The organism is Verrucosispora sp. TAA-831 (genome assembly GCF_050780145.1).
GTDB lineage: Bacteria > Actinomycetota > Actinomycetes > Mycobacteriales > Micromonosporaceae > Micromonospora.
In genome coordinates, this window is record NZ_CP192240.1 from 1,448,887 (window position 1) to 1,470,725 (window position 21,839).

At 72.0% G+C, this 21,839-nt stretch carries 18 protein-coding genes; 13 read left to right on the top strand and 5 right to left on the bottom strand.

The window, feature by feature from the left end; all coding sequences use genetic code 11:
* Nucleotides 1-62 precede the first annotated feature (62 nt).
* From ACQVFL_RS06630 to serA, 5 genes are all read left to right on the top strand, one after another.
* Nucleotides 63-2,423 (top strand): putative bifunctional diguanylate cyclase/phosphodiesterase, encoded by a 2,361-nt coding sequence (locus ACQVFL_RS06630; protein WP_396691788.1) that lies wholly within the window; start codon nt 63-65, stop codon nt 2,421-2,423.
* Nucleotides 2,424-2,655: 232 nt separating this feature from the next.
* Nucleotides 2,656-4,521, top strand: coding sequence for an acetolactate synthase large subunit (locus ACQVFL_RS06635; protein WP_396691787.1), 1,866 nt, complete (start codon nt 2,656-2,658; stop codon nt 4,519-4,521).
* 46 nt (nt 4,522-4,567) lie between these two features.
* Nucleotides 4,568-5,083, top strand: a complete 516-nt coding sequence (ilvN, locus tag ACQVFL_RS06640) for an acetolactate synthase small subunit (protein ID WP_396691786.1) — start codon at nt 4,568-4,570, stop codon at nt 5,081-5,083.
* Between the two features lie 119 nt (nt 5,084-5,202).
* Complete coding sequence (gene ilvC / locus ACQVFL_RS06645; RefSeq protein ID WP_396691785.1) at nt 5,203-6,216, top strand: ketol-acid reductoisomerase; 1,014 nt, start codon at nt 5,203-5,205, stop codon at nt 6,214-6,216.
* Nucleotides 6,217-6,510: 294 nt separating this feature from the next.
* On the top strand, nt 6,511-8,109 hold the full coding sequence (gene serA / locus ACQVFL_RS06650) for a phosphoglycerate dehydrogenase (protein ID WP_396691784.1): 1,599 nt from the start codon (nt 6,511-6,513) through the stop codon (nt 8,107-8,109).
* A 103-nt stretch (nt 8,110-8,212) separates the two neighbouring features.
* On the opposite strand, the gene ACQVFL_RS06655 is transcribed toward serA, so the two are convergent.
* Nucleotides 8,213-8,572, bottom strand: a complete 360-nt coding sequence (locus tag ACQVFL_RS06655; RefSeq protein WP_396691783.1) for a hypothetical protein — start codon at nt 8,570-8,572, stop codon at nt 8,213-8,215.
* Nucleotides 8,573-8,923: 351 nt separating this feature from the next.
* Nucleotides 8,924-9,769 (bottom strand): FAD:protein FMN transferase, encoded by an 846-nt coding sequence (locus ACQVFL_RS06660; protein ID WP_396691909.1) that lies wholly within the window; start codon nt 9,767-9,769, stop codon nt 8,924-8,926.
* 234 nt (nt 9,770-10,003) lie between these two features.
* On the opposite strand from ACQVFL_RS06660, the gene ACQVFL_RS06665 reads away from it, so the two are divergent.
* Nucleotides 10,004-11,035 carry a 3-isopropylmalate dehydrogenase gene (locus ACQVFL_RS06665; RefSeq protein WP_431728960.1) on the top strand — a complete coding sequence of 344 codons (1,032 nt, stop codon included), beginning with the start codon at nt 10,004-10,006 and terminating at the stop codon, nt 11,033-11,035.
* A 242-nt stretch (nt 11,036-11,277) separates the two neighbouring features.
* The gene (locus tag ACQVFL_RS06670; RefSeq protein ID WP_396691781.1) at nt 11,278-12,375 is read left to right on the top strand and encodes a branched-chain amino acid aminotransferase; all 1,098 of its coding nucleotides are present in this window, start codon (nt 11,278-11,280) and stop codon (nt 12,373-12,375) included.
* Between the two features lie 129 nt (nt 12,376-12,504).
* On the opposite strand, the gene ACQVFL_RS06675 is transcribed toward ACQVFL_RS06670, so the two are convergent.
* Nucleotides 12,505-13,272 (bottom strand): tyrosine-protein phosphatase, encoded by a 768-nt coding sequence (locus ACQVFL_RS06675; RefSeq protein ID WP_396691908.1) that lies wholly within the window; start codon nt 13,270-13,272, stop codon nt 12,505-12,507.
* Nucleotides 13,273-13,313: 41 nt separating this feature from the next.
* Entirely contained in the window at nt 13,314-13,826 is a 513-nt protein-coding gene (locus tag ACQVFL_RS06680) for a PRC-barrel domain containing protein (RefSeq protein ID WP_431728961.1), read from the bottom strand.
* Between the two features lie 309 nt (nt 13,827-14,135).
* Here ACQVFL_RS06680 and cimA point away from each other — a divergent pair, with 309 nt between their 5' ends.
* Nucleotides 14,136-15,719 (top strand): citramalate synthase, encoded by a 1,584-nt coding sequence (gene cimA, locus ACQVFL_RS06685; RefSeq protein ID WP_431728962.1) that lies wholly within the window; start codon nt 14,136-14,138, stop codon nt 15,717-15,719.
* Nucleotides 15,720-15,788: 69 nt separating this feature from the next.
* On the opposite strand, the gene ACQVFL_RS06690 is transcribed toward cimA, so the two are convergent.
* Nucleotides 15,789-16,784 carry an endonuclease/exonuclease/phosphatase family protein gene (locus tag ACQVFL_RS06690; RefSeq protein ID WP_431728963.1) on the bottom strand — a complete coding sequence of 332 codons (996 nt, stop codon included), beginning with the start codon at nt 16,782-16,784 and terminating at the stop codon, nt 15,789-15,791.
* A gap of 382 nt (nt 16,785-17,166) precedes the next feature.
* Between ACQVFL_RS06690 and ACQVFL_RS06695 the strand changes: the two genes are divergently transcribed.
* The 5 genes from ACQVFL_RS06695 to ACQVFL_RS06715 all read left to right on the top strand — a co-directional run bounded on the left by ACQVFL_RS06695 (nt 17,167) and on the right by ACQVFL_RS06715 (nt 21,783).
* Nucleotides 17,167-17,661: a hypothetical protein gene (locus ACQVFL_RS06695; protein ID WP_431728964.1), complete on the top strand. Its 495-nt coding sequence runs from the start codon at nt 17,167-17,169 to the stop codon at nt 17,659-17,661.
* Between the two features lie 185 nt (nt 17,662-17,846).
* Entirely contained in the window at nt 17,847-18,899 is a 1,053-nt protein-coding gene (locus ACQVFL_RS06700; RefSeq protein ID WP_396691776.1) for an AAA family ATPase, read from the top strand.
* Entirely contained in the window at nt 18,899-19,915 is a 1,017-nt protein-coding gene (locus ACQVFL_RS06705) for a DUF58 domain-containing protein (protein WP_396691775.1), read from the top strand. Before ACQVFL_RS06700 ends, ACQVFL_RS06705 begins: the two co-directional genes overlap by 1 nt.
* The gene (locus ACQVFL_RS06710) at nt 19,912-20,871 is read left to right on the top strand and encodes a VWA domain-containing protein (protein ID WP_396691774.1); all 960 of its coding nucleotides are present in this window, start codon (nt 19,912-19,914) and stop codon (nt 20,869-20,871) included. The genes ACQVFL_RS06705 and ACQVFL_RS06710 overlap by 4 nt, the downstream gene beginning before the upstream one ends.
* 57 nt (nt 20,872-20,928) lie before the next feature.
* Nucleotides 20,929-21,783, top strand: coding sequence for a S1C family serine protease (locus ACQVFL_RS06715; protein WP_431728965.1), 855 nt, complete (start codon nt 20,929-20,931; stop codon nt 21,781-21,783).
* The last annotated feature ends 56 nt before the right edge of the window (nt 21,784-21,839 follow it).

Below are 21,839 nucleotides of genomic sequence, written 5' to 3' on the forward strand. Positions count from 1 at the left end.
CGTGTCCCAACAGATGCACACCCGATCCCCACGGCGGAAGCCGATCCGGCAGAGTTGACGAGGTGCACACACCCCCGGCCATGATCGGTGTCGCGGTGTCGAGCGCGCTGGTCGCCCTCACGGCCGGTGTGCTGTTCGCCCTGGCGGTACGCCGCCGCTCCGCCCCGCACCGTCCGGCGTACGCGTTGCTGGCCGCGGGCGGCGTGATCGCACTGCTGACCCTGCTGCTCGGGGTGACCGAGGCCCTCACCGTGGGCGGGCACTGGGCACACGAGCAGGCGGAGCGCACCGGCTGGGCCACGCTGGTCGCGTTCGGCACGGCGGCGAGCAGTCTGCTCTTCGGCGCCGGTCTGCTCCGGATGCCGGGGGTCGCCGGCTCGCTGAGTTCCGCCGCCCGGCTAGCCCTGGACGGGGTGATCGTCGGCGCCGCGCTCTGGTTCGTGGGATGGGTGCTGCTCTCCGAGCCGACCCGACTACTCGGCGCGGCCACCCCGACGTCCTGCCCGGCGATCCTGGTCGCGTCGGCCAGCGCGGCGTTGAGCACCGGGTTGGCCGCGATCATGGTCTTCCGCGCCCCGCCGCCCCGAAGTCACCTCGCGGTGCTCGGCGGCGGGATCACCGTGGCCACCGGTGGCGGGCTGGCCATCGCGGCCGGGCTCTGCCAGGGCGGGCCGGGCGTGACCTTCACCGGTGCGGCGGTGCTCGCCCTGGGTCTGCTCGCCGCCGCCCTGGCGGTACGTCGGATCGACCCGCCCGACCAGGTCGCCGTCGACGTGATCCGCCGCGACAGCGAGTACGCCGTGGTGCCGATGGTCGCGATGGCCGCCTCGGCGATGTACCACCTCCTACAGGACGGCCGGTTCGACGGCTCGGCCATCGTCGCCGGCAGCATCGAGGGCTTCGCCCTGGTCGCCCGGCAGTACCTCACCCTGCACGACGTGCGGGCCTACGCCCGGCGGCTCGCCGAGCGGGAGGCGCACTTCCGCCAGCTCGCGCACACCGACGCGCTCACCGGGCTGGCCAACCGGCGGGGCCTGTCGCAGGCGCTGCACCGGTCCGCCGAGGCCCGGGTGCCCTGCGTCCTGCTCGGGCTCGACCTGGACGGCTTCAAGAACGTCAACGACATGCGCGGTCACGACGTCGGTGACGCGGTCCTGGCCGAGGTGGGCCGGCGGCTGCGCGGCAACCTGCGCCCCGGTGACCTCGCCGCCCGGCTCGGCGGGGACGAGTTCGCGGTGCTCGTGCACGGCGGCCCGGCCGAGGCGGGAGTGGTGGCCGAACGGCTGCTCAGGGTGCTCGGCGGCGCCTACGAGCAGTCCGAGGGGCCGGTCTTCCTCTCGGTCAGCATCGGTCTGGCCGGCTGGGCCGAGGAACCCGACGTCGAGCTGCTGCTGCGGCACGCGGACGCGGCCCTGCGCTACGCCAAGCAGCGCGGCAAGAACCGCATCGAGCGCTACGACGGCGCGTACGACCGGTTGCTGCGTCGCCGGAGGACGCTGGAGCACGAGCTGCGCGGCGCGATCGAGCGCGACGAGCTGCGACTGGTCTTCCAGCCGGTGGCCTCGTTGCCGTCGGTGCGTCCGGTCGGTGCCGAGGCGCTGCTGCGCTGGCGGCACCCGGAGCTGGGCAACGTCCGGCCGGACGAGTTCATCCCGCTCGCCGAGGAGTGCGGGATGATCGCCAAGCTCGGCGCGTGGGTGCTGCACCAGGCGTGCTACCAGTTGTCCCGCTGGCTGGCCGAGGGGCACGACGTCTGGGTGTCGGTCAACGTGTCGCCGCGCGAGCTGCACGCCGCCGAGTACGTGGGGCAGGTCACCGAGGCGCTGCGCGCGCACCGCGTACCGCCGCAGCGGCTGGTGCTGGAGGTCACCGAACACGCGGTCGCCACCGACCTGGACGAGCTGATCCGACGGCTGACCGCGCTGCGCCTGACCGGCGTGCGGATCGCGCTGGACGACTTCGGCGCCGGCTACTCCTCCCTGGGGCAGTTGCGTCGCCTCCCGATCGACATCCTCAAGATCGACCACAGCCTGGTCGCCGAGCACGAGCCGGTCCGGCCGGTGGGGCGCGACGGCCCGGCCTTCGCGCCGATGGTCGACATCGTGATGCGGTTGGGCCACCAGCTCGGGCTGGAGGTCATCGCCGAGGGCGTGACCAACCCCACGGAACTGGCCGCGGTGGTCGCCGCCGGCTGCCGGTTCGGTCAGGGCGCGCTGTTCGGCTGGGGCGTACCGGCCGAGCACCTGGAGGCGATGCTGGAGGCGGCGACGTCGCCGGGTGCCCGTCCGGCCCGTCCGGTACCGGTGGACGGGACGCCCGCGCGCCCCTTCCCGGCACCCCTTCCGCGCGCACCCGAGGGAGCGTCCGAGCACGTCGGGCCGGGTGCGAGCGGCGTGCCGGACAGGACGCGCCGAGATCCGTGAACCAATATGTGGGATCAGTTGACTCATCGCGTGAGATGCGTCAGGCTTGGCCCATGTCGTCGAACCGGTCGCTGCGAGTACTTACCTGAGCGCACTCTCCTGACCGAGAGTGCGCTGGCCCCGTGCATCTGGCACGTGGGCTTTTTTCTTGCCGTCGAACCCATCGGACGCCGCCGGATCGCCGCGTCCACCCGTGAGCAGCCCCACCCACTCCAGCCGAAGGCAAACCGCCATGACGAGACCCACGCCAGAGACCCTCGCCCATTCCGCCCGGCGGGCCCGTAGCGCCGCCGAGACCACCGACGCCGCCCGCGCCGCCACCCCCACTCCGGCGGTACGCCCCACCCAGGCCCAGGCCCAGGTCTCGGGTGCCGGTTCGCTGGTGCGTTCCCTTGAGGCGCTCGGCGTCGACGTCGTCTTCGGCATCCCGGGTGGCGCGATCCTTCCGGCGTACGACCCGCTCTACGACTCGACCGTCCGGCACATCCTGGTCCGGCACGAGCAGGGGGCCGGGCACGCGGCGACCGGTTACGCACAGGCCACCGGCCGGGTCGGGGTGTGCATCGCCACCTCCGGGCCGGGCGCGACGAACCTGGTCACCCCGATCGCCGACGCGTACATGGACTCGGTGCCGCTGGTGGCGATCACCGGTCAGGTGGCGCGGCCCTCGATCGGTACGGACGCCTTCCAGGAGGCGGACATCCAGGGCATCACGCTGCCGGTGACCAAGCACAACTTCCTGGTGCAGAACGCCACCGAGATCCCCCGGGTGCTGGCCGAGGCGTTCCACCTGGCCTCGACCGGACGTCCCGGCCCGGTGCTGGTGGACATCCCCAAGGACGTGCTCCAGGCGCCGACCACCTTCGCCTGGCCGCCCACCCTGGACCTGCCCGGCTACCGGCCCACCCTGCACCCGCACGGCAAGCAGATCCGGGAGGCGGCCCGGCTGATGAGCAACGCCCGCCGCCCGGTGCTCTACGTCGGCGGCGGTGTGCTCAAGGCCGGCGCCACCGAGGGGTTGCGCAAGCTGGCCGAGCTGACCGGCATCCCGGTGATCACCACGCTGATGGCGCTGGGCGCCTTCCCCGACTCGCACCGGCAGCACCTCGGCATGCCCGGCATGCACGGCACCGTCGCCGCGGTCTACGGCCTGCAGAAGGCCGACCTGATCGTGGCGCTGGGCGCCCGGTTCGACGACCGGGTCACCGGCAAGCTGGACTCGTTCGCCCCGGACGCCGCCGTCGTGCACGCCGACATCGACCCGGCCGAGATCGGCAAGAACCGGCACGCGGACGTGCCGATCGTCGGCGACGCCCGGCACGTCATCGACGAGCTGCTGGCGGCGGTCAACGCCGAGCGCGCGGCGGGCCGTGGCACCGACATCACCGACTGGTGGGCGCAGCTCGACGACCTGCGTGAGCGGTACCCGCTGGGCTACGAGGAGCCCGGCGACGGCACCCTCTCCCCGCAGTACGTGATCAAGCGGCTGGGCGAGATCGTCGGGCCGGACGCGATCTACGTCGCCGGGGTGGGCCAGCACCAGATGTGGGCATCCCAGTTCATCTCGTACGAGAAGCCGCAGACCTGGCTGAACTCCGGCGGCCTCGGCACCATGGGGTACGCGGTGCCGGCGGCGATGGGAGCCAAGGTCGGCATGCCGGACACGGTGGTCTGGGCGATCGACGGCGACGGCTGCTTCCAGATGACCAACCAGGAGTTGGCCACCTGCGCCCTGGAGGGCATCCCGGTCAAGATCGCCGTGATCAACAACGGCAACCTCGGCATGGTCCGCCAGTGGCAGACGCTGTTCTACGGCGAGCGCTACTCCAACACCGACCTCGGCACCCACAAGCACCGCATCCCGGACTTCGTCAAGCTCGCCGAGGCGCTCGGCTGCATCGGGCTGCGCTGCGAGAACGCCGAGGACGTCGACAAGACCATCGAGGCCGCGATGGCCATCAACGACGCGCCCGTGGTGATCGACTTCGTGGTCGGCAAGGACGCCATGGTGTGGCCGATGGTCCCTGCCGGCACCAGCAACGACGAGATCATGTTCGCCCGTGGCGTCCGCCCGACCTTCGACGAGGATGACATCTGATGAGTGAGCGAAGCCAACGAATCATCGAGCGCAGCGAGGTCGTGGCATGACCATGCACACGCTCTCCGTGTTGGTGGAGAACAAGCCGGGCGTGCTCGCCCGGGTCTCCGGGCTGTTCTCCCGGCGGGGGTTCAACATCGACAGTCTCGCCGTCGGTGAGACCGAGAACCCGGACGTCTCCCGGATCACCATCGTGGTCAACGCCGAGTCGTCCCCGCTGGAGCAGGTCACCAAGCAGCTCAACAAGCTGGTCAACGTGCTCAAGATCGTCGAGTTGGACCCGTCGACGTCGGTGGCGCGCGAGCTGCTGCTGGTGAAGGTGCGCGCCGACCGCAGCGCCCGCGCCCAGGTCCTGGAGACGGTCAACCTGTTCCGGGCCCGGGTGGTCGACGTGGCCTCCGACACGCTCACCGTCGAGGCCACCGGCACGCCGGACAAACTCGACGCGCTGCTGCGCGACCTCGAACCCTTCGGGATCAAGGAGATGGTGCAGTCGGGTCTGGTGGCGATCGGCCGCGGCTCGCGCGCCATCACCGCCGGCCCCGCGCTGCGGGCCGCCTGACCCGAGACCGTCGGCCCGTCGCGCGGGCCCTCCGAACCTAACCGCCGGCCCGGCTCCTCCGGCCGCGGCAACCACGAAGCCACGACGGGCCACTGCGGCCGCCGTACGAAAGGGAAGTCATGAGCGTTGAGGTGTACTACGACGACGACGCCGACCTGGGCCTGATCCAGTCGAAGAAGGTCGCCGTGATCGGGTACGGCAGCCAGGGCCACGCCCACGCGTTGTCGCTGCGCGACTCGGGTGTCGACGTGGTGGTCGGTCTGAAGGAGGGCTCGAAGAGCCGGGCCAAGGCGGAGGAGCAGGGCCTGCGGGTCCTCACCCCGGCCGAGGCGGCTGCCGAGGCCGACGTGATCATGGTGCTGGCGCCGGACACCGCGCAGCGGCACATCTACGCCGAGTCGATCGCGCCGAACCTCAGCGCCGGCAAGGCGCTGTTCTTCGGGCACGGCTTCAACATCCGGTACGGCCTGATCACGCCGCCGGCCGAGGTGGACGTGGCGATGGTCGCCCCGAAGGGCCCCGGTCACCTGGTCCGCCGGCAGTACGCCGACGGCAAGGGCGTGCCCTGCCTGGTCGCCGTCGAGCAGGACGCCAGCGGCAGCGCGCTCGCGCTGGCCCTGTCGTACGCCAAGGGCATCGGTGGCACCCGGGCGGGCGCGATCAAGACCTCCTTCAAGGAGGAGACCGAGACCGACCTCTTCGGTGAGCAGGCGGTGCTCTGCGGCGGTGCCGCGGCGCTGGTGCAGACCGGTTTCGAGGTGCTCACCGAGGCCGGGTACGCCCCCGAGGTGGCCTACTTCGAGTGCCTGCACGAGCTGAAGCTCATCGTCGACCTGATGTACGAGGGCGGTATCGCCCGGATGCGGTACAGCGTCTCCGACACCGCCGAGTACGGCGACCTGTCCCGGGGCCCGCGGGTCATCGACGGCCGGGTCAAGGAGGAGATGCGCAAGATCCTCGGTGAGATCCAGAACGGCGAGTTCGCCCGCGAGTGGGTCGCCGAGGACGAGGCCGGCCGCCCCAACTTCGGCAAGTGGCAGGCGGAGGGCGCGGCGCACCCGATCGAGGAGACCGGCGCCAAGCTGCGCGGCATGATGAGCTGGGTCGACCGGCCGATCACCGAGACGGCCTGAGATCTCGGCCACCTGAGAGCACTCTCACCGACGGCACCCGGTCCCGACGTTCTCCCCGACGTCGGGATCGGGTGCCGTGCTGTTCACCGAGGTGGCTAACGATCGTTAACACGCACGTCACGTCCGGTTTGTGAGGGCACTCACCCCGTAGTCCGGGGCACGCCGGCCTACCCGCCCCCTACGATCGCGGGTAGGTGCTCCAGGCGGCACCTGACGGCCATGGCCCCGCCCGCGCCGGGCGCAGCGAAGCGTCCCCGCACCGGCCGACCGCTCTGACGACATCTACGAGGACCAATGACTCCTGTCGTACTGATCGCCGAAGAACTCGCCCCCGCCGCCATCGAGGTGCTCGCCCACGACTTCGACGTCCGGCACGTCGACGGCACCGACCGCCCGGCCCTGCTCTCGGCGCTCTCCGAGGCCCACGCCGTGATCGTCCGCAGTGCCACCCAGATCGACGCCGAGGCGATCGCCGCCGCTGGGCGACTCAAGGTCGTGGCCCGGGCCGGGGTGGGTCTGGACAACGTCGAGGTGCCCGCCGCCACCGCGCGGGGTGTCATGGTCGTCAACGCCCCCACCTCCAACATCGTCTCCGCCGCCGAGCAGGCCGTCGCGCTGCTGCTCGCGGTCGCCCGGAACACCGCCAGCGCCAGCGCCGCGCTCAAGGCGGGGGAGTGGAAGCGGTCCAAGTACACCGGCGTGGAGATGCAGGGCAAGACCGTCGGCGTCGTCGGCCTGGGCCGCATCGGCGTGCTGTTCGCGCAGCGCATCGCCGCCTTCGGCACCCGCCTGATCGCGTACGACCCGTACATCCAGCCGGCTCGCGCCGCGCAGCTCGGCGTACGTCTGGTCGGGCTGGAGGAGTTGCTGCGGGAGAGCGACTTCATCTCCATCCACCTGCCGAAGACCCCGGAGACCGTGGGCCTGATCGGTGAGAAGGAGCTGTCCATCGTCAAGCCGGGCGTGCGGATCGTCAACGCCGCCCGGGGCGGCCTGGTCGACGAGCAGGCGCTGGCCGACGCGCTGGCCGAGGGCCGGGTCGCGGGCGCCGGGGTGGACGTGTACGCGAAGGAGCCGTGCACCTCCTCGCCGTTGTTCGCCTTCGACAACGTGGTGGCCACCCCGCACCTGGGCGCCTCCACCGCCGAGGCGCAGGACAAGGCCGGTCTGGCCGTGGCCAAGAGCGTCAAGCTGGCCCTGCAGGGCGAGTTCGTGCCGGACGCGGTCAACGTGCAGGCCGGCGGCGTGGTCGCCGAGGACGTACGCCCGCTGCTGCCACTGGCCGAGAAGCTCGGCCGGGCCTTCACCGCGGTCGCCGGGGGGATCGCCGCCAGCGTCACCGTCGAGGTGCGCGGCGAGATCGTCGACCACGACGTCACCGTGCTCAAGCTCGCCGCCACCAAGGGTCTGTTCAGCTCGGTGGTGGAGGAGCAGGTCACCTACGTCAACGCGCCGCACCTGGCCGCCCAGCGCGGTGTGGAGGTGTCGCTGACCACCCAGACCGAAACCGTCGAGCACCCGGTCCTGGTCACCGTCCGCGGCGCGCTGCCCGACGGCCGTACGGTGAGCGTCTCCGGCACGGTGACCCACGCCGGCACCCGGGACGTCATCAAGCTGACCGAGGTGGACGGCTTCGACGTGGAGATCGGTGCGGAGGGCATCCTGCTGTTCCTCCGGTACGCCGACCGTCCGGGCGTGGTCGGCACCGTCGGCACCCTGCTCGGCGAGGCCGGCATCAACATCGCCGCGATGCAGGTGGCCCGTCGGGAGGCGGGCGGCGAGACGCTGATGACCCTCACCGTCGACCAGGCGCTCGGTGCCGAGCTGCTCACCTCGGCCGCCGACTCGATCGGCGCGACCGCGGCCAGCGCGGCGGACCTGCGCGACGAGTAGTCCACACACGACCGACAGGGGCCCGGCCGTCGGCCGGGCCCCTCGTCGTGTCACCGTCACCCGAAGGGACCGACGGGTGTCGGTGCGCGGCCGGGCGGCGCGGTCAGCCGGGCAGCCGGACGGCCGGCGGCGGGTAGACCGAGCCGTCCTGTGCGTCGAACAGCATCAGCCGGTATTCGCCGGCCAGCCGCTCGATGTCCAGCAGGACCTGGTCGGGGCAGCCCGGATCCAGGTTCATCTCCACGTGGTCGGCCGCCGCGTGCAGCGGCATCGCCGCCCAGGGCGTCGGTCGGCCGTTCGGCCGGTCGGGGTAGCTGGCGGTGATCGCCCGGTAGAAGGCCACCACCCGTGGGTCCGGTTGGCGTTCGCCGTGCCGGCCGTTCCGGCACTGCTGCACCGCCGCTCGTACGTCCTCGGGCGTCGCCCCGTCCGGCAGGGCCCACACGCTCAGATCGAAACTCACGGCGGACAGCGTGCCATCCGATGTGCACCTTGTCGAAAACGGCCCGGTTGCAAATGCGTTCAGCGTGCCGCTGGAACCATTCCAGATGCTCCCCTGTGGAGCCCTTGCCGCGAATCACGTCAATTCGATAGCGTACGGGGGCGGTTACCGGCCGAGTTCGTGGCAGCGGCCCGTCTTCGGGTGGCGAGGTCGACGTCCGGCCGACCGGCCCGCACCCCTCGATTGCGTGAGCCATGCGCATTCGTCGCCGACCGGCCTCCACGGTCGTTGCCGCGGCCGTGGAGGCCGATCGCTGCTGTCGCCCACACTCGACGCTCCCGCCCCGGGCCGATGTGGGGCCTGCCCGGCCGCTCAGCGCCGGGTGGCGGACAACGCGTGGTAGTCCGAATCGGCGCGGAACCAGGCGAGTCCGGCCGACCCGGCGGCGTACAGGGCGGTGGCGTACGCGTCGGCCACCGAGAGGTCCGGGCCGACCACCGTGGCGGCGACCAGTTCGTCGGCCGGCTCGCCGGTGTGCGGATCCACCACGTGCCCCTGCCTTCCGGTCACCCCCGAGGTGCCGATCGCGCCCGCCGTCATCTCCAGCACCAGCGGTGCCCGGCGCCGGTCGGTCGGGTGGTGCACCGCGATCCGCCACGGCCCGCCGTGCGCGGCGTTGCCGCGTACCACCAGGTCGGCTCCGGCGAGCACGGCGTAGTCGTGGATGCCGGCGGCGCGCAGGCGGGCTGCCGCCCGCTCGACCGCCCATCCGCCGAGCAGGCCGCCCGGGTCGAATCCGCCGGGCACCGCCCACGCGTCGAACCAGCCGTCCGTGGCGGCCCGCATGGCGGCGCACCGGTCGACCAGCTCCGCCAGCGGCGGGTACGACTCGGCGCTGATCTCGCCCCGACGCAGCCGGGACACCAGGCTCTCCGGTCGGTGCGGGCTGTAGGTCAGGTCGATGGCGCGTAGCTCGGCGACGGCGTCCCGCAGCGCTTCGCCGACGCCTCGGCGGCCGAGCCACTCGGGGGCGTTCAGCAGCAGGCGGTACTCCGCGGTCGAGGTGCGGACGGTGTGCGTGACGGCGATCCGGTCACCGGCCACCGTGCCGGTGCGGTCCGGCTTGGGGTCGCGGGTGCCCAGCCGCAGGTCGGGCCGGCGGTAGCGGAAGACCGACGGGTCGATCCAGCGGGTCCTTGGCTGCTCGTCGGTCCACATCGTGTCCGCCCCCTCCTCGACGTCCGCCGCGCCGTTACGCCGACCGTCCGGACCCGGTGGCCCGTTGGAGATCACCGTAGGCAGCGGACATGACCGCCCCATGAATGCCTCCTGGGAAGGTGCTGTGCGTCGGAGATATCCCGAGGATCGGAGATTTCCCGAAAAGTGGAACAGTCGTACCGGGAGGCGGGACGGCAGCGTACGGTCGACCCGATACGAGCGAAGGAGCTGACGGTGGCACGGATCGCGGTGGTGGCCGGGGACGGGATCGGACCCGAGGTGGTCGCGGAGGCCCGCAAGGTCATCGACGCGGTGCTGCCCGGCGTCGAGGCGACCGAGTACGACCTCGGCGCGGCACGTTACCACCGCACCGGCGAGGTGCTGCCCGACTCGGTGCTGGCCGAGCTGGCCGAGCACGACGCGATCCTGCTCGGCGCGGTCGGCGACCCGACCGTCCCGCCCGGCGTGCTGGAGCGGGGCCTGTTGCTCAAGCTGCGTTTCGCCTTCGACCAGTACGTCAACCTCCGCCCGTCGCGCCTGTGGCCGGGCGTGGCCAGCCCGCTGGCCACCGTCAAGTCCGGCGAGGTGGACCTGGTGGTCGTCCGTGAGGGCACCGAGGGTCTCTACGCCGGTGCCGGTGGCGCGCTGCACCGGGGCACCCCGGCGGAGATCGCCACCGAGGAGAGCCTGAACACGCGGCACGGGGTGGAGCGGGTGGTCCGGGACGCCTTCGCCCGCGCCCGTCGGCGCGAGCGGCGCAAGGTGACGCTGGTGCACAAGACCAACGTGCTCACCCACGCCGGATCGTTGTGGGCCCGCACCTTCGAGGCGGTGGCCGCCGAGCACCCGGACGTCACCACCGAGTACCAGCACGTCGACGCCGCCGCGATGTTCCTGGTCACCCAGCCGCAGCGGTACGACGTGGTGGTCACCGACAACCTCTTCGGTGACATCCTCACCGACATCGCCGCCGCGGTCACCGGCGGCATCGGCCTGGCCGCCAGCGGCAGCATCAACCCGGACGGGACGTACCCGTCGATGTTCGAGCCGGTGCACGGCTCCGCGCCGGACATCGCCGGCCGTGGCGTGGCCGACCCGGTCGCCGCCGTGCTCTCCGGCGCCCTGCTGCTCGACCAGCTCGGGCATGCCGACGCCGCCGCCCGGATCACCGCCGCGGTCAGCGCGGAACTGGCCGCCCGGGGCCCGGACGTAACCCCGCGTACGGCCGAGGTAGGCGACCGGATCGCCGCCCAGGTAGCCGCCTGAGGTTGCCGCTGCGTCCCCGGTGATCCCGGTGACGAGGCGTTCGAGGTGCGCGCCGGGCGAATTCCCGGACCTCGGCCCGGCCCCGCGTCGATCAGCGCGTTCTGTGGGCTCCGTACCGGTTGTCGGCTTGCTATCCGTCGGTCGACCTACCCGCTGAACGACCGTTCGGGGTAAGTTTCTGGCACAAAAGTTTTCCGGCATGCGGTCGGCGCATGTCGTCGTCCCCCAGGGAGGTCAGCGCAATGAGCGGTGGTGACAAGCTCGACTTCGAGATCCGTCCGAATCCCGCGCCGGTATCCGCCGCCGATCGGGCCGCGCTGCTGGCCAACCCCGGATTCGGTCGGGTGTTCACCGACCACATGATCACTGTCCGCTACGCCGAGGGCAAGGGCTGGTACGACGCCCGCGTCGAGGCGCGGGCACCGATCCCGATGGATCCGGCCAGCGCCGTGCTGCACTACGCGCAGGAGATCTTCGAGGGGATGAAGGCGTACCGCGCCGCGGACGGCGGGGTGACGATGTTCCGCCCGTACGCCAACGCGGCCCGGTTCAACGTCTCGGCGACCCGGATGGCGATGCCGACGCTGCCCGAGGAGACCTTCGTCGACTCGTTGCACCGGCTGATCGAGATCGACCGCGAGTGGATTCCGGAGGGCGAGGACGGCAGCCTCTACCTGCGGCCGTTCATGTTCGCCAGCGAGGTCTTCCTCGGTGTCCGGCCAGCCAACGAGTACCTCTACTCGGTGATCGCCTCGCCGGTGGGGGCGTACTTCTCCGGCGGGGTCAAGCCGGTGACGGTCTGGGTCTCGCCCGACTACACCCGGGCCGGTCCCGGTGGCACCGGCGCAGCCAAGTGCGGCGGCAACTACGCCGCCTCGCTGGCCGCCCAGGCGCAGGCCATCGAGCACGGCTGCGACCAGGTGGTCTTCCTGGACGCGGTGGAGCGCAAGTACGTCGACGAACTCGGCGGCATGAACGTCTTCTTCGTCTACGACGACGGCTCGGTGGCCACCCCGCCGCTGACCGGCACCATCCTGCCCGGCATCACCCGGGAGTCGGTGATCATGCTCGCCGAGGCGGCCGGACACCGGGTCGAGGAGCGTCCGGTGACCTTCGACGAGTGGCGGGCCGACGCCGCCAGCGGTCGACTGCGCGAGGTCTTCGCCTGCGGTACGGCGGCGGTGATCACGCCGATCGGCGTGGTGCGGTTCCCCGACGGGGAGTTCGCCGTCGGCGGCGGTGAGCCCGGCACGGTGACCATGGGCCTGCGTCAGCAGCTCGTCGACATCCAGCGCGGCAAGGGCGTCGACCCGGCCGGTTGGGTCCACCGCGTGCTCTGAGGCGCACTGAGATGCTCTGAGATGCAAGGAAGGGTCCCCTGCTAACGCCTACGGCATAGCAGGGGACCCTTTCTTACATCCGAATACCGCAGCGCCACGGGCGCGGCGGCGGCGTCGGGGTGCGCTCGCTCAGGCGAGCAGGTGGGTGCGCAGGGCGGCGAGCTGTTCGTCGGTGACCCCGGCGTGCCGCAGGTAGTCCTCGACCGAGCCGTGACCCGCCCGGATCTCGCTGAGGAACAGCAGCATCGCCTCGGCCGGCGAGGACAGGAACGGTGCCGGCAGTGGCGCGGCGTCCGGCAGGGTGGCGGCGATCCACTCGCCGAACCGTTGCGATGCCTCGGTGCTCAGCGCGTAGTCCGACGCGATCTCCTCGTCGTCGACGCCGAGCACGGCGAGGGTCAGCCCGCAGACGATGCCGGTGCGGTCCTTGCCGGCCACGCAGTGCACCACCACCGGGCTGTTGGCGGCGTCCGCGATCAGGCCGATCGCCTCGGCCACCCCGGCCGTGCCGGTCCGGGCCAGGTCGGCGTACCGGTCGGCGAGGTAGCGGGCCAGGTCGGTGTGGGACTCGTACAGCCCGGCCCACTCCGCGTGCTCGGGGTGGATGTTGCGGTAGGTCAGCCCGTCGAAGTCGGGGACCCGGCCGTCCCGCTCGACCTCGTGCGGTCGACGCAGGTCGATGACGGTGCGGACACCGAGCGCCGCGAAGGCCTCCCGGTCGCCGTCGTCGATGCGGTGCAGCGAGTCGGAGCGGTAGAGCCGGCCGGTGCGTACGGTGCGGCCGTCGTGTCCCCGGTAGCCGCCGACGTCCCGGAAGTTGAACGTCGTGGTGAACGGGATCCTGCGGTTGACCTCGATGGCGTCCACCCTGTCACGGTAGACGGCCGGCGGGCGGATGCCCACCGGCCGTCAGGCCGTACGCCCACGCGGGGCAGTCGTCAGCGCAGCGGACCGGGCGGAGTGGCCGCGTACGTGTCGTTGTAGTAGCCGCCGAGCTTGTCCCGGTACGCCGGGTCGGTGGCCGTCTCGTCGTACTCGGGAGCGGCCTTGATCTGGTCCTTCTCGCGGTCGACGTAGACCTTCTGCTCGTCGTGGTCGACGTGGTTGACGGTGCCGGCGGGCAGCATGACCTTCTTGCCGAAGATCCACGGCCCGGTGTCGACCACCAGGTAGCTCGCGTTGATCTCGGCGCTGTTGCTGTCGATCTTGCCGATCGACCCGTCGGTGGCCTCGACCTTGTAGCCGACCATGTTGGCGCCGGCCACTCCGGCCTCGTCCCGGTAGGTCCACGGGTCGAAGGCGCCGGCGGGGGCACCGCCGGGCACCGTGCCCTGGTCGCCCTGGATGGTGACGTCCTCGCTCGACACCGCGCGCAGCGTCGGGTCGGACTGGGTGCCGTGCAGCCCCGGGTCGGGCGTGGCGTGCGTGCTGTCCGGGTTGAGCCTGTCCATGGGATCTCTCCTGCCCCGACTGTGACCAGTCGTCCTCGGAGGAAGGGGTTCGCTGTCCCGGAGACACGTACCCGGCGCGACGTCTTCTACACCCGCTGCGGGGAATCCACCTCGATGTCCCGTCCCGGTATGTGGATTGTCCCTCCCACAGGCTGTCCGAGAGTGGCAGAGTACCCACCGTGACCAGCACCGCCCTCATTATTGGCAACTAGCGCGCCGGCTTTCCCTCTGCCGAGCGCGCAGACCTCCCGCATCCGCGGGGGGTCTTTTTGTTGCGTCGGCCGGTGCCTGTACGAAGGGATCCTCCCCATGACGTTCCAGGTCTACGACACGACCCTGCGCGACGGTGCCCAGCGCGAGGGGGTCAGCTACTCGGTGGTCGACAAGCTCGCGGTGGCCCGGCTGCTCGACGAGTTCGGCGTCGGCTTCATCGAGGGCGGGTGGCCGGGTGCGGTGCCGAAGGACACCGAGTTCTTCCGCCGGGCGCGTACCGAACTCGATCTCAAACACGCGGTGCTGGTCGCCTTCGGAGCCACCCGCCGGGCCGGGGCGGTCGCCGCCGACGACCCGCAGGTGCGTGGCCTGCTCGACGCGCAGACCCCGGCGATCGCCCTGGTCGCCAAGGCCGACCTGCGGCACGTCGAGCGGGCGCTGCGGACCACCGCCAAGGAGAACCTGGCGATGATCCACGACACGGTGACGCACCTGGTCGCCGAGGGACGGCGGGTCTTCGTCGACGGCGAGCACTTCTACGACGGCTACCGCCACGACCCGGCGTACACCGCGTCGGTGGTGGAGACGGCGCTGGCGGCCGGCGCGGAGCGGTTCGTGCTCTGCGACACCAACGGCGGGATGCTGCCCTCCTGGGTCACCGCGGCCATCTCCGACCTCACCGACCGGATCGGTGTCGCGCCCGAGGTGCTCGGAATGCACGCGCAGAACGACACCGGCTGCGCGGTGGCCAACACCATCGCCGCCGTCGAGGCGGGCGTCCGGCACGTGCAGGGCACCGCCAACGGGTACGGCGAGCGGCCGGGCAACGCCGACATCTTCGCCGTCGCGGCGAACCTCCAACTCAAGCTCGGGCTGCCGGTCCTACCGGAGGGCTGCCTGGAGCAGATGGTGCGGGTCTCCCACGCCATCGCCGAGATCGCCAACATCGCCCCCGACACCCACCAGGCGTACGCCGGGGCCGCCGCCTTCGCCCACAAGGCGGGGCTGCACGCGAGTGCGATCAAGGTGGATCCGCTGCTCTACAACCACGTCGAACCCGCGGTGGTGGGCAACGACATGCGGATCCTGGTCACCGAGATGGCCGGCCGGGCCAGCATCGAGCTCAAGAGTCGTGAGCTGGGGCTGGATCTGGCCGGCCATCCGGAGACGCTGTCCCGGGTCACCAACCGGGTCAAGGAACTGGAGGCCGGTGGCTGGTCCTTCGAGGCCGCCGACGCCTCGTTCGAGTTGCTGGTCCGCTCCGAACTGCCGGACGCGGCCCCGGCCCGGCCGTTCGCGCTGGAGTCGTACCGGGTGCTGGTCGAGCACCGCGAGGACGGCGCGGTGGTCTCCGAGGCGACCGTCAAGATCCGGGTACGCGGCGAGCGGGTGATCGCCACCGCCGAGGGCAACGGCCCGGTCAACGCGCTCGACGAGGCGCTGCGCGTCGGCCTCGGGCGGCACTACCCGGAGTTGCGTAACTTCGAGCTGGCCGACTACAAGGTCCGCATCCTGGAGGGCAGCCACGGCACCGGCGCGGTCACCCGGGTGCTGGTGGAGACCGCCGACGGCCGGGGCGGCGGCTGGATGACCGTCGGCGTGCACCCGAACGTGGTCGAGGCGAGCTGGCACGCCCTGGTCGACGCGCTGACGTACGGCCTCGACCGGGCCCGCGTATAGCACCGGGCGCGGAGGTAAGGAAGGGACCCCTACTAACGCCTGGAGCACTAAGGGGGTCCCTTCCTTACCTCACATCCGGTGCGGTGCGGAGGGCAGGCGCAGGTCGGCGAGGACCATCCGGTGGTCGCTGCCGGGTAGCGGGTGCACCTCCACGGCGCGTACCGCGATCCGGCGGTCGACCAGCACGTGGTCGATCACGACCGGGGGGATGGGGTCGCCGTCGTACGGTCCCCAGGTGCCGGTGAGTCCGGCGCCCACCGAGGCGGCGGCGTCGACGTACCCGGTGCGCAGCAGGGCACGCAGCGGACCGTGGTCGAGGGTGGCGTTGAAGTCACCGGCGAGGATGCCCAGCGGTCCGTCCGGGGTGGCCGCCGGTTGGGCCGCCAGGTCAGCGCGCCAGCCGGGCACCTGGTCCACCGCGTACGGGGCCGCCGGGTGGACCGACTCGACGCGGACGGTCGGCGCCCCGGGCACCGCCACCGTCGCGTACGCCTGCGTGAAGCTCCATCCGCCACGGAGCTGCCGGACCCCGCCGTCGCCGATCGGGTGACGGGCGTAGAGCCCGGATCCCGGGGTGCCGTCCATCGGGTTGAGCTGCCGGTGGGGGAGCAGGTCGGTCAGGCCCAGCCGATCCATTTCGGTCCGGGCCTGCGGCGTGAACTCCTGCACCACCAGCACGTCCACCCGCGCGTCGCGGACCAGCGCGACCACCGCCCGTGGGTCGGCGGCACCGGCCAGCAGGTTGGCGGTGAGTACGCGGAGCTCCGGCCCGTCGACTGTCGGCTGCGGCGCGGGCAGCGCGCGGGGGACGACCGCCGCGAGCAGCGCCACCGTGGTCACCGCCGCGACCGCCGCCGGCCAGCGGCGCCGCAGCGCGACCGCGAGCACCAGCGGGATCAGGCTGCCGAGCAGCGCGTACGGCGTGAAGGCCAGCATCTGCACCAGCGGTCCCCGGTCCAGGCCGGCCAGCCGGACCACCGCCCATCCGGCCCCGGGGGCGACGGCGAGCCAGCAGAGCACGGTACGCCCGGACAGCGCCGCAGACCGGCCGAAAGTGATCGTCACAGCAGGCAGGGTAGCCGTCGCCCGCCGATCGGCGGTCGGTCGAGATCCGGTGCGTACGCGACCCGCCGAACAATTCTCACGCCCGATTCGTGAATGCGTCTCTCACATTTCGTGGCGATGATCCGACATCGCCGAAAAGGGTGAAGGGTTATTGACCGGCAGTATTTTCCGGTGTTACGTTCCTGCTGGTCGGGTGGTTGCGATCGGGGAGATATTCCCAGCTCAGAGTGCATGTGGGTCATCGAGTGCAGCCGTTTGCGGGATCGAAAAAAATGGCGCGTCCGGCCTTCGGAAGCCATTGCGGCCCGACTTGGAAATAGGCAACATCCGCCCCGCGTGTCGCGGGTCGGCGTATCCCCACGGTCACCAAGGGAGACCTGTCATGACCAGATTTTTCCGACGGAAAGCGGCCGCGGTGTCGATCGCGGCCCTGGCACTGGCCCTCGCCGGCGGTGGTATCGCCGCGGCGAAGCCCACCGTGGCGGGCAACCAGCCCACCGCCCGTGCCGCCGCGCAGCAGCCGGCGGTCACCACCGCCTCGATGAACAGCGCCCGGGCCCTGCTGTCCAAGGGCGAGGTCGCCGCCGCCAGCGCCTCCGGGTACGCGACGGCGGTCAACGCCAACGGCACCAAGGCCCGCGGCGACGGGGTCGTGATCAAGTACGGCGTCGGCCAGTACGAGGTGCAGTTCGGCAGCAGCGTCACCACGGGCATCTACGTGGCGACGATCGGCCAAGCGGGCTCCTGCTGCATCCCGCCCGCCGGGGAGGTCTCGGTGGCACCCCGGCTGCTCACCCCGAACGGGGTGTTCATCCAGACGCGCAACTCCGCCGGTGTCGCCGTCGACCTGCCGTTCTTCCTGATCGTGCACCACTGAGCGTGGCCCGATCACCGGCCCCCACCCGAACGGACGGGTGGGGGCCGGTGCCGTTGTGTGCCGACCGACCCCTTTCGGGTGGTCCGGGATGGTCCACGTGGTAGCGGTAGCGCTGGGCTGGTCTGGTGCTACTACGTCCGGTAATTCCGACGTTTGTCCGAGGCGCCGTTCGGGAAGCAAGCACCGTGACGGACATCTCGGACACCATGGCCAGCCTGCCCACCCCGGTCGATCCGGACGCGAGCGCTGCCGAGCTGGACCAGACGCTCTTCGAGGTCAAACGCGTGATCGTCGGGCAGGACCGGCTCGTCGAGCGCCTGCTCATCGCGCTGGTCGCCGACGGGCACTGCCTCCTGGAGGGCGTCCCGGGAGTGGCCAAGACCCTCGCCGCACAGACCCTCGCCACGGTCGTCGGCGGCAGCTTCTCCCGGATCCAGTTCACCCCCGACCTCGTCCCCTCGGACATCGTCGGCACCCGCATCTACCGGGCGTCGAAGGAGAGCTTCGACGTCGAACTCGGGCCGATCATGGCCAACCTGGTCCTCGCGGACGAGATCAACCGGGCCCCGGCCAAGGTGCAGTCCGCGCTGCTGGAGGCGATGGCCGAGCGCCAGGTGTCGATCGGCGGACGCAGCTACCGGGTGCCGGAGCCGTTCCTCGTGCTGGCCACCCAGAACCCGATCGAGTCGGAGGGGGTCTACCAGCTCCCGGAGGCGCAGCGTGACCGCTTCCTGATGAAGATCCTGGTCGACTACCCGGACGGTGCCGACGAACTGGCCATCCTCTACCGGATGAGCGCCGACCGCCCCCGGGCGCACCCGGTGCTCGACCCGGACCGGTTGCGCGCCTACCAGCGGCAGGCGGCGCAGGTCTTCGTGCACCACGCCATCGCCGAGTACGTGGTCCGGCTCATCCTCGCCACCCGGGACCCGATCCGGTTCGGGCTGCCGGAGATCGCCCCGCTGCTGGCGTACGGCGCCAGCCCGCGCGCCACGCTCGGCCTGGTCGCCGCCGCGCGGGCCCAGGCGCTCCTGCGCGGCCGGGAGTACGTGCTGCCCGAGGACGTCCGGGAACTCGCGGGCGACGTGCTCTCGCACCGGCTGGTGCTCTCCTTCGACGCGGTCGCCGACGGGGTGACCGCCGAGGCGGTCGTACGTCGCCTGATCGAGGTGGTCCCGCTGCCCCGGGTGGCGGCCACCGGCCAGCCCGAGTACACCCCCGACCTGGCCGCCGCCTGATGGCCCGCCGGTCCGCGCCGGTGCCCGTACCGGCTGATCCGGTGCTCGCCGACCTGACTCCCGACCAGCGGCTGCGTCGGCTGGAGCTGACCGTCACCCGCCGTCTCGACGGGATGCTGCACGGCGAGCACCGGGGCCTGCTGCCCGGCCCGGGAAGCGAACCCGCCGGCAGCCGGGAGTACCGGCCCGGCGAGGACGAGGTACGCCGGATGGACTGGTCGGTGACCGCCCGGACCACCGTGCCGCACGTCCGGCAGGTGGACGCCGACCGGGAACTGACCACCTGGCTGCTGGTGGACGCCACTCCCAGCATGGAGTACGGCACCGCCGCGCTGGACAAACGGGAACTGGCGGTCGCTGCGGTCGCCACCGTCGGGTTCCTCACCACCGGCCCGGGCAACCGGCTCGGCGCCCAGGTGCTCACCACCTCCGGGCTGCGTCGGCTGCCGCCGCGCGGTGGGCGTACCCATCTGCTCGGGCTGTTGCGCGGGCTGCTGGCCGAGCCCCGGGTGGGCGGCCACGACGGGCCGGGTGGGCTGTCGCCGGGCGCGGCCGACCTGTCCGACGCGGTGGCGGGGGTGCACCGGGTGGCCCACCGGCGTGGCCTGGTGGTGGTGGTCTCCGACTTCCTCGACGGCCTGCCCGACGATCCCCGGCTGCCGGCCACCTGGGAACGCCCGCTGCGTCAACTGGCCGTGCGGCACCAGGTGCTGGCGGTGGAGATCACCGACCCGCGCGAGCTGGAGCTGCCGGACGTCGGCCTGATCACCCTGGCCGACCCGGAGACCGGCGAGCGGCGCGAGGTGTGGACCGGCGACCGACGGCTGCGCGAGCGGTACGCGACCGCCGCCGCCGCCCAGCGCGAGCAGGTCCGCGACGCGGTACGCCGATCCGGTGCGACCCACCTGAGCCTGCGCACCGACCGGGACTGGGCGGCCGACATCGTGCGGCACGTCCACGCGCAACGTCGGCTGGCCGCCGCCGGTGCCGGACCGAACCGGCGAGGTGCGGCATGATCTGGCAGTCACCGCTCCGGCTCTGGCTCCTGCTCGGCGTGCTGGCCCTGGCGCTCGCCTACCTGGTGGCGCAACGGCGACGCAGCCGGTACGCGGTCCGCTTCACGAACCTGCGGCTGCTCGACCGGGTCGCGCCGAAGCGCCCGACCTGGCGTCGGCACCTGCCGGCGGGCCTCTTCCTGGCCATGCTGGCCCTGCTGGTGGTGGGTTTCGCCCGCCCCACGGCCGAGGTGCGGGTGCCCCGGGAGCGGGCCACCGTGATGGTGGCGGTGGACGTGTCCACCTCGATGCTCGCCGGTGACGTGGAACCGGACCGGCTCACCGCGGCCAAGAGCGCCGCCCGCCGGTTCGTCGACGGCCTGCCGGACGAGTTCAACGTCGGGTTGGTGGCCTTCGCCGGCAGCGCGGCGGTGCTGGTGCCGCCGAGCACCGACCGAGAGTCCCTGCACGACGGCATCGAGCGTCTCGCCGAAGGGGTGACCGGCGTGCAGGGCACCGCGATCGGCGAGGCGATCAGCACCTCGCTGGGGGCGGTGAAGGCGTTGGACGAGGCCGCCGCCACCCAGCCGCCACCGGCCCGGATCATCCTGCTCTCCGACGGCGCGAACACCTCGGGCATGGACCCGATGGAGGCCGCCGCCGACGCCGTCGCGGTCGAGGTGCCGGTGCACACGATCTCGTTCGGCACGCTGAGCGGCTTCGTGGACCGGGGCGGCCGACCGATCCAGGTGCCGGTGGACGGGGAGACGTTGCAGGCCGTCGCCGAGCAGACCGGGGGCGTCTTCCACGAGGCCGCGACGAGCGACGAGCTACGGGCCGTCTACGACGACATCGGCAGCTCGGTGGGCTGGCGCAAGGTACGGCAGGACGTCTCGTCCCGGTTCATCGGGCTCGGACTGGTGTTCGCGATGGGTGCGGCGTACGGCTCGATGCGGTGGTTCTCCCGCCTGCCCTGACCCGACCCGGCGACCCGACCGGACCGACCCCGGCCGCCACACGTGAGGAGCGTACGAATGGCAGTGCAGACCGGACTCGGTGAGCCACGCGGACCGTGGTTCGTCTCGCCGGACCTCGGCCCGGACGGGCGGGGTGGGCCGGACGGGCCGAGTGGGGGCGGGGCGGAGTGGAGTTGGCGCCGTCGGCTGCTGGCGGGGCTGGCGGTGGTCACGCTGTCCACCGGGTCGGGGGCGTTGGCCGGTGGCTGGGTGGCCGGTCGTGACGGTGTGTCGGGTCCGGCTGCGGCCTCCGCCGCGCCGGTGCCGGCCGAGCTGGTCACCGCGGCCGAGAAGACCGTGCCCGGCGTCGTGTCGGTGCTGGTGGGCGGCTCCGGCGGCGCCTCGGCGACCGGCTCCGGGTTCGCCGTCGACTCCGAGCAGCACATCATCACCAACGACCACATCCTGGCCAAGGGGCGCGGCGAGGTGACCGTCGAGCTGCCGGACGGCCGTCGGCTCGCGGCGGAGGTGGTGGGGCGGGAACCGGGCAGTGATCTCGCCGTGCTCCGGGTGCCGTCGTCCGCCGGGCTGACGGCGTTGCCGTTGGCCAAGCCGGGATCGACCCGGGTGGGCGAGCCGGTGCTGGCGGTCGGTTCGCCGCTGGGGTTGCCGGGCACGGTCACCGCGGGGATCGTCAGCGCGCTGGACCGCCAGGTGCGGCTCGGCGACAACCGGCACCGGGCGGTGCAGACCGACGCCTCGATCAACCCGGGCAACTCCGGGGGCCCGTTGGTCAACGCCCGGGGTGAGGTGGTCGGGGTGAACACCGCGATCGCCACCATCGACGGCAACGGCTCGATCGGCATCGGGTTCGCCATCCCGATCGAGCAGGTGCAGCAGACCGCCGACACGATCATCGGCAAGGGCGGCTGATGTCACTCAGGGCTACTGTCCAATTACGAATGGATGCGTGGTCTGTCGGATTTCTG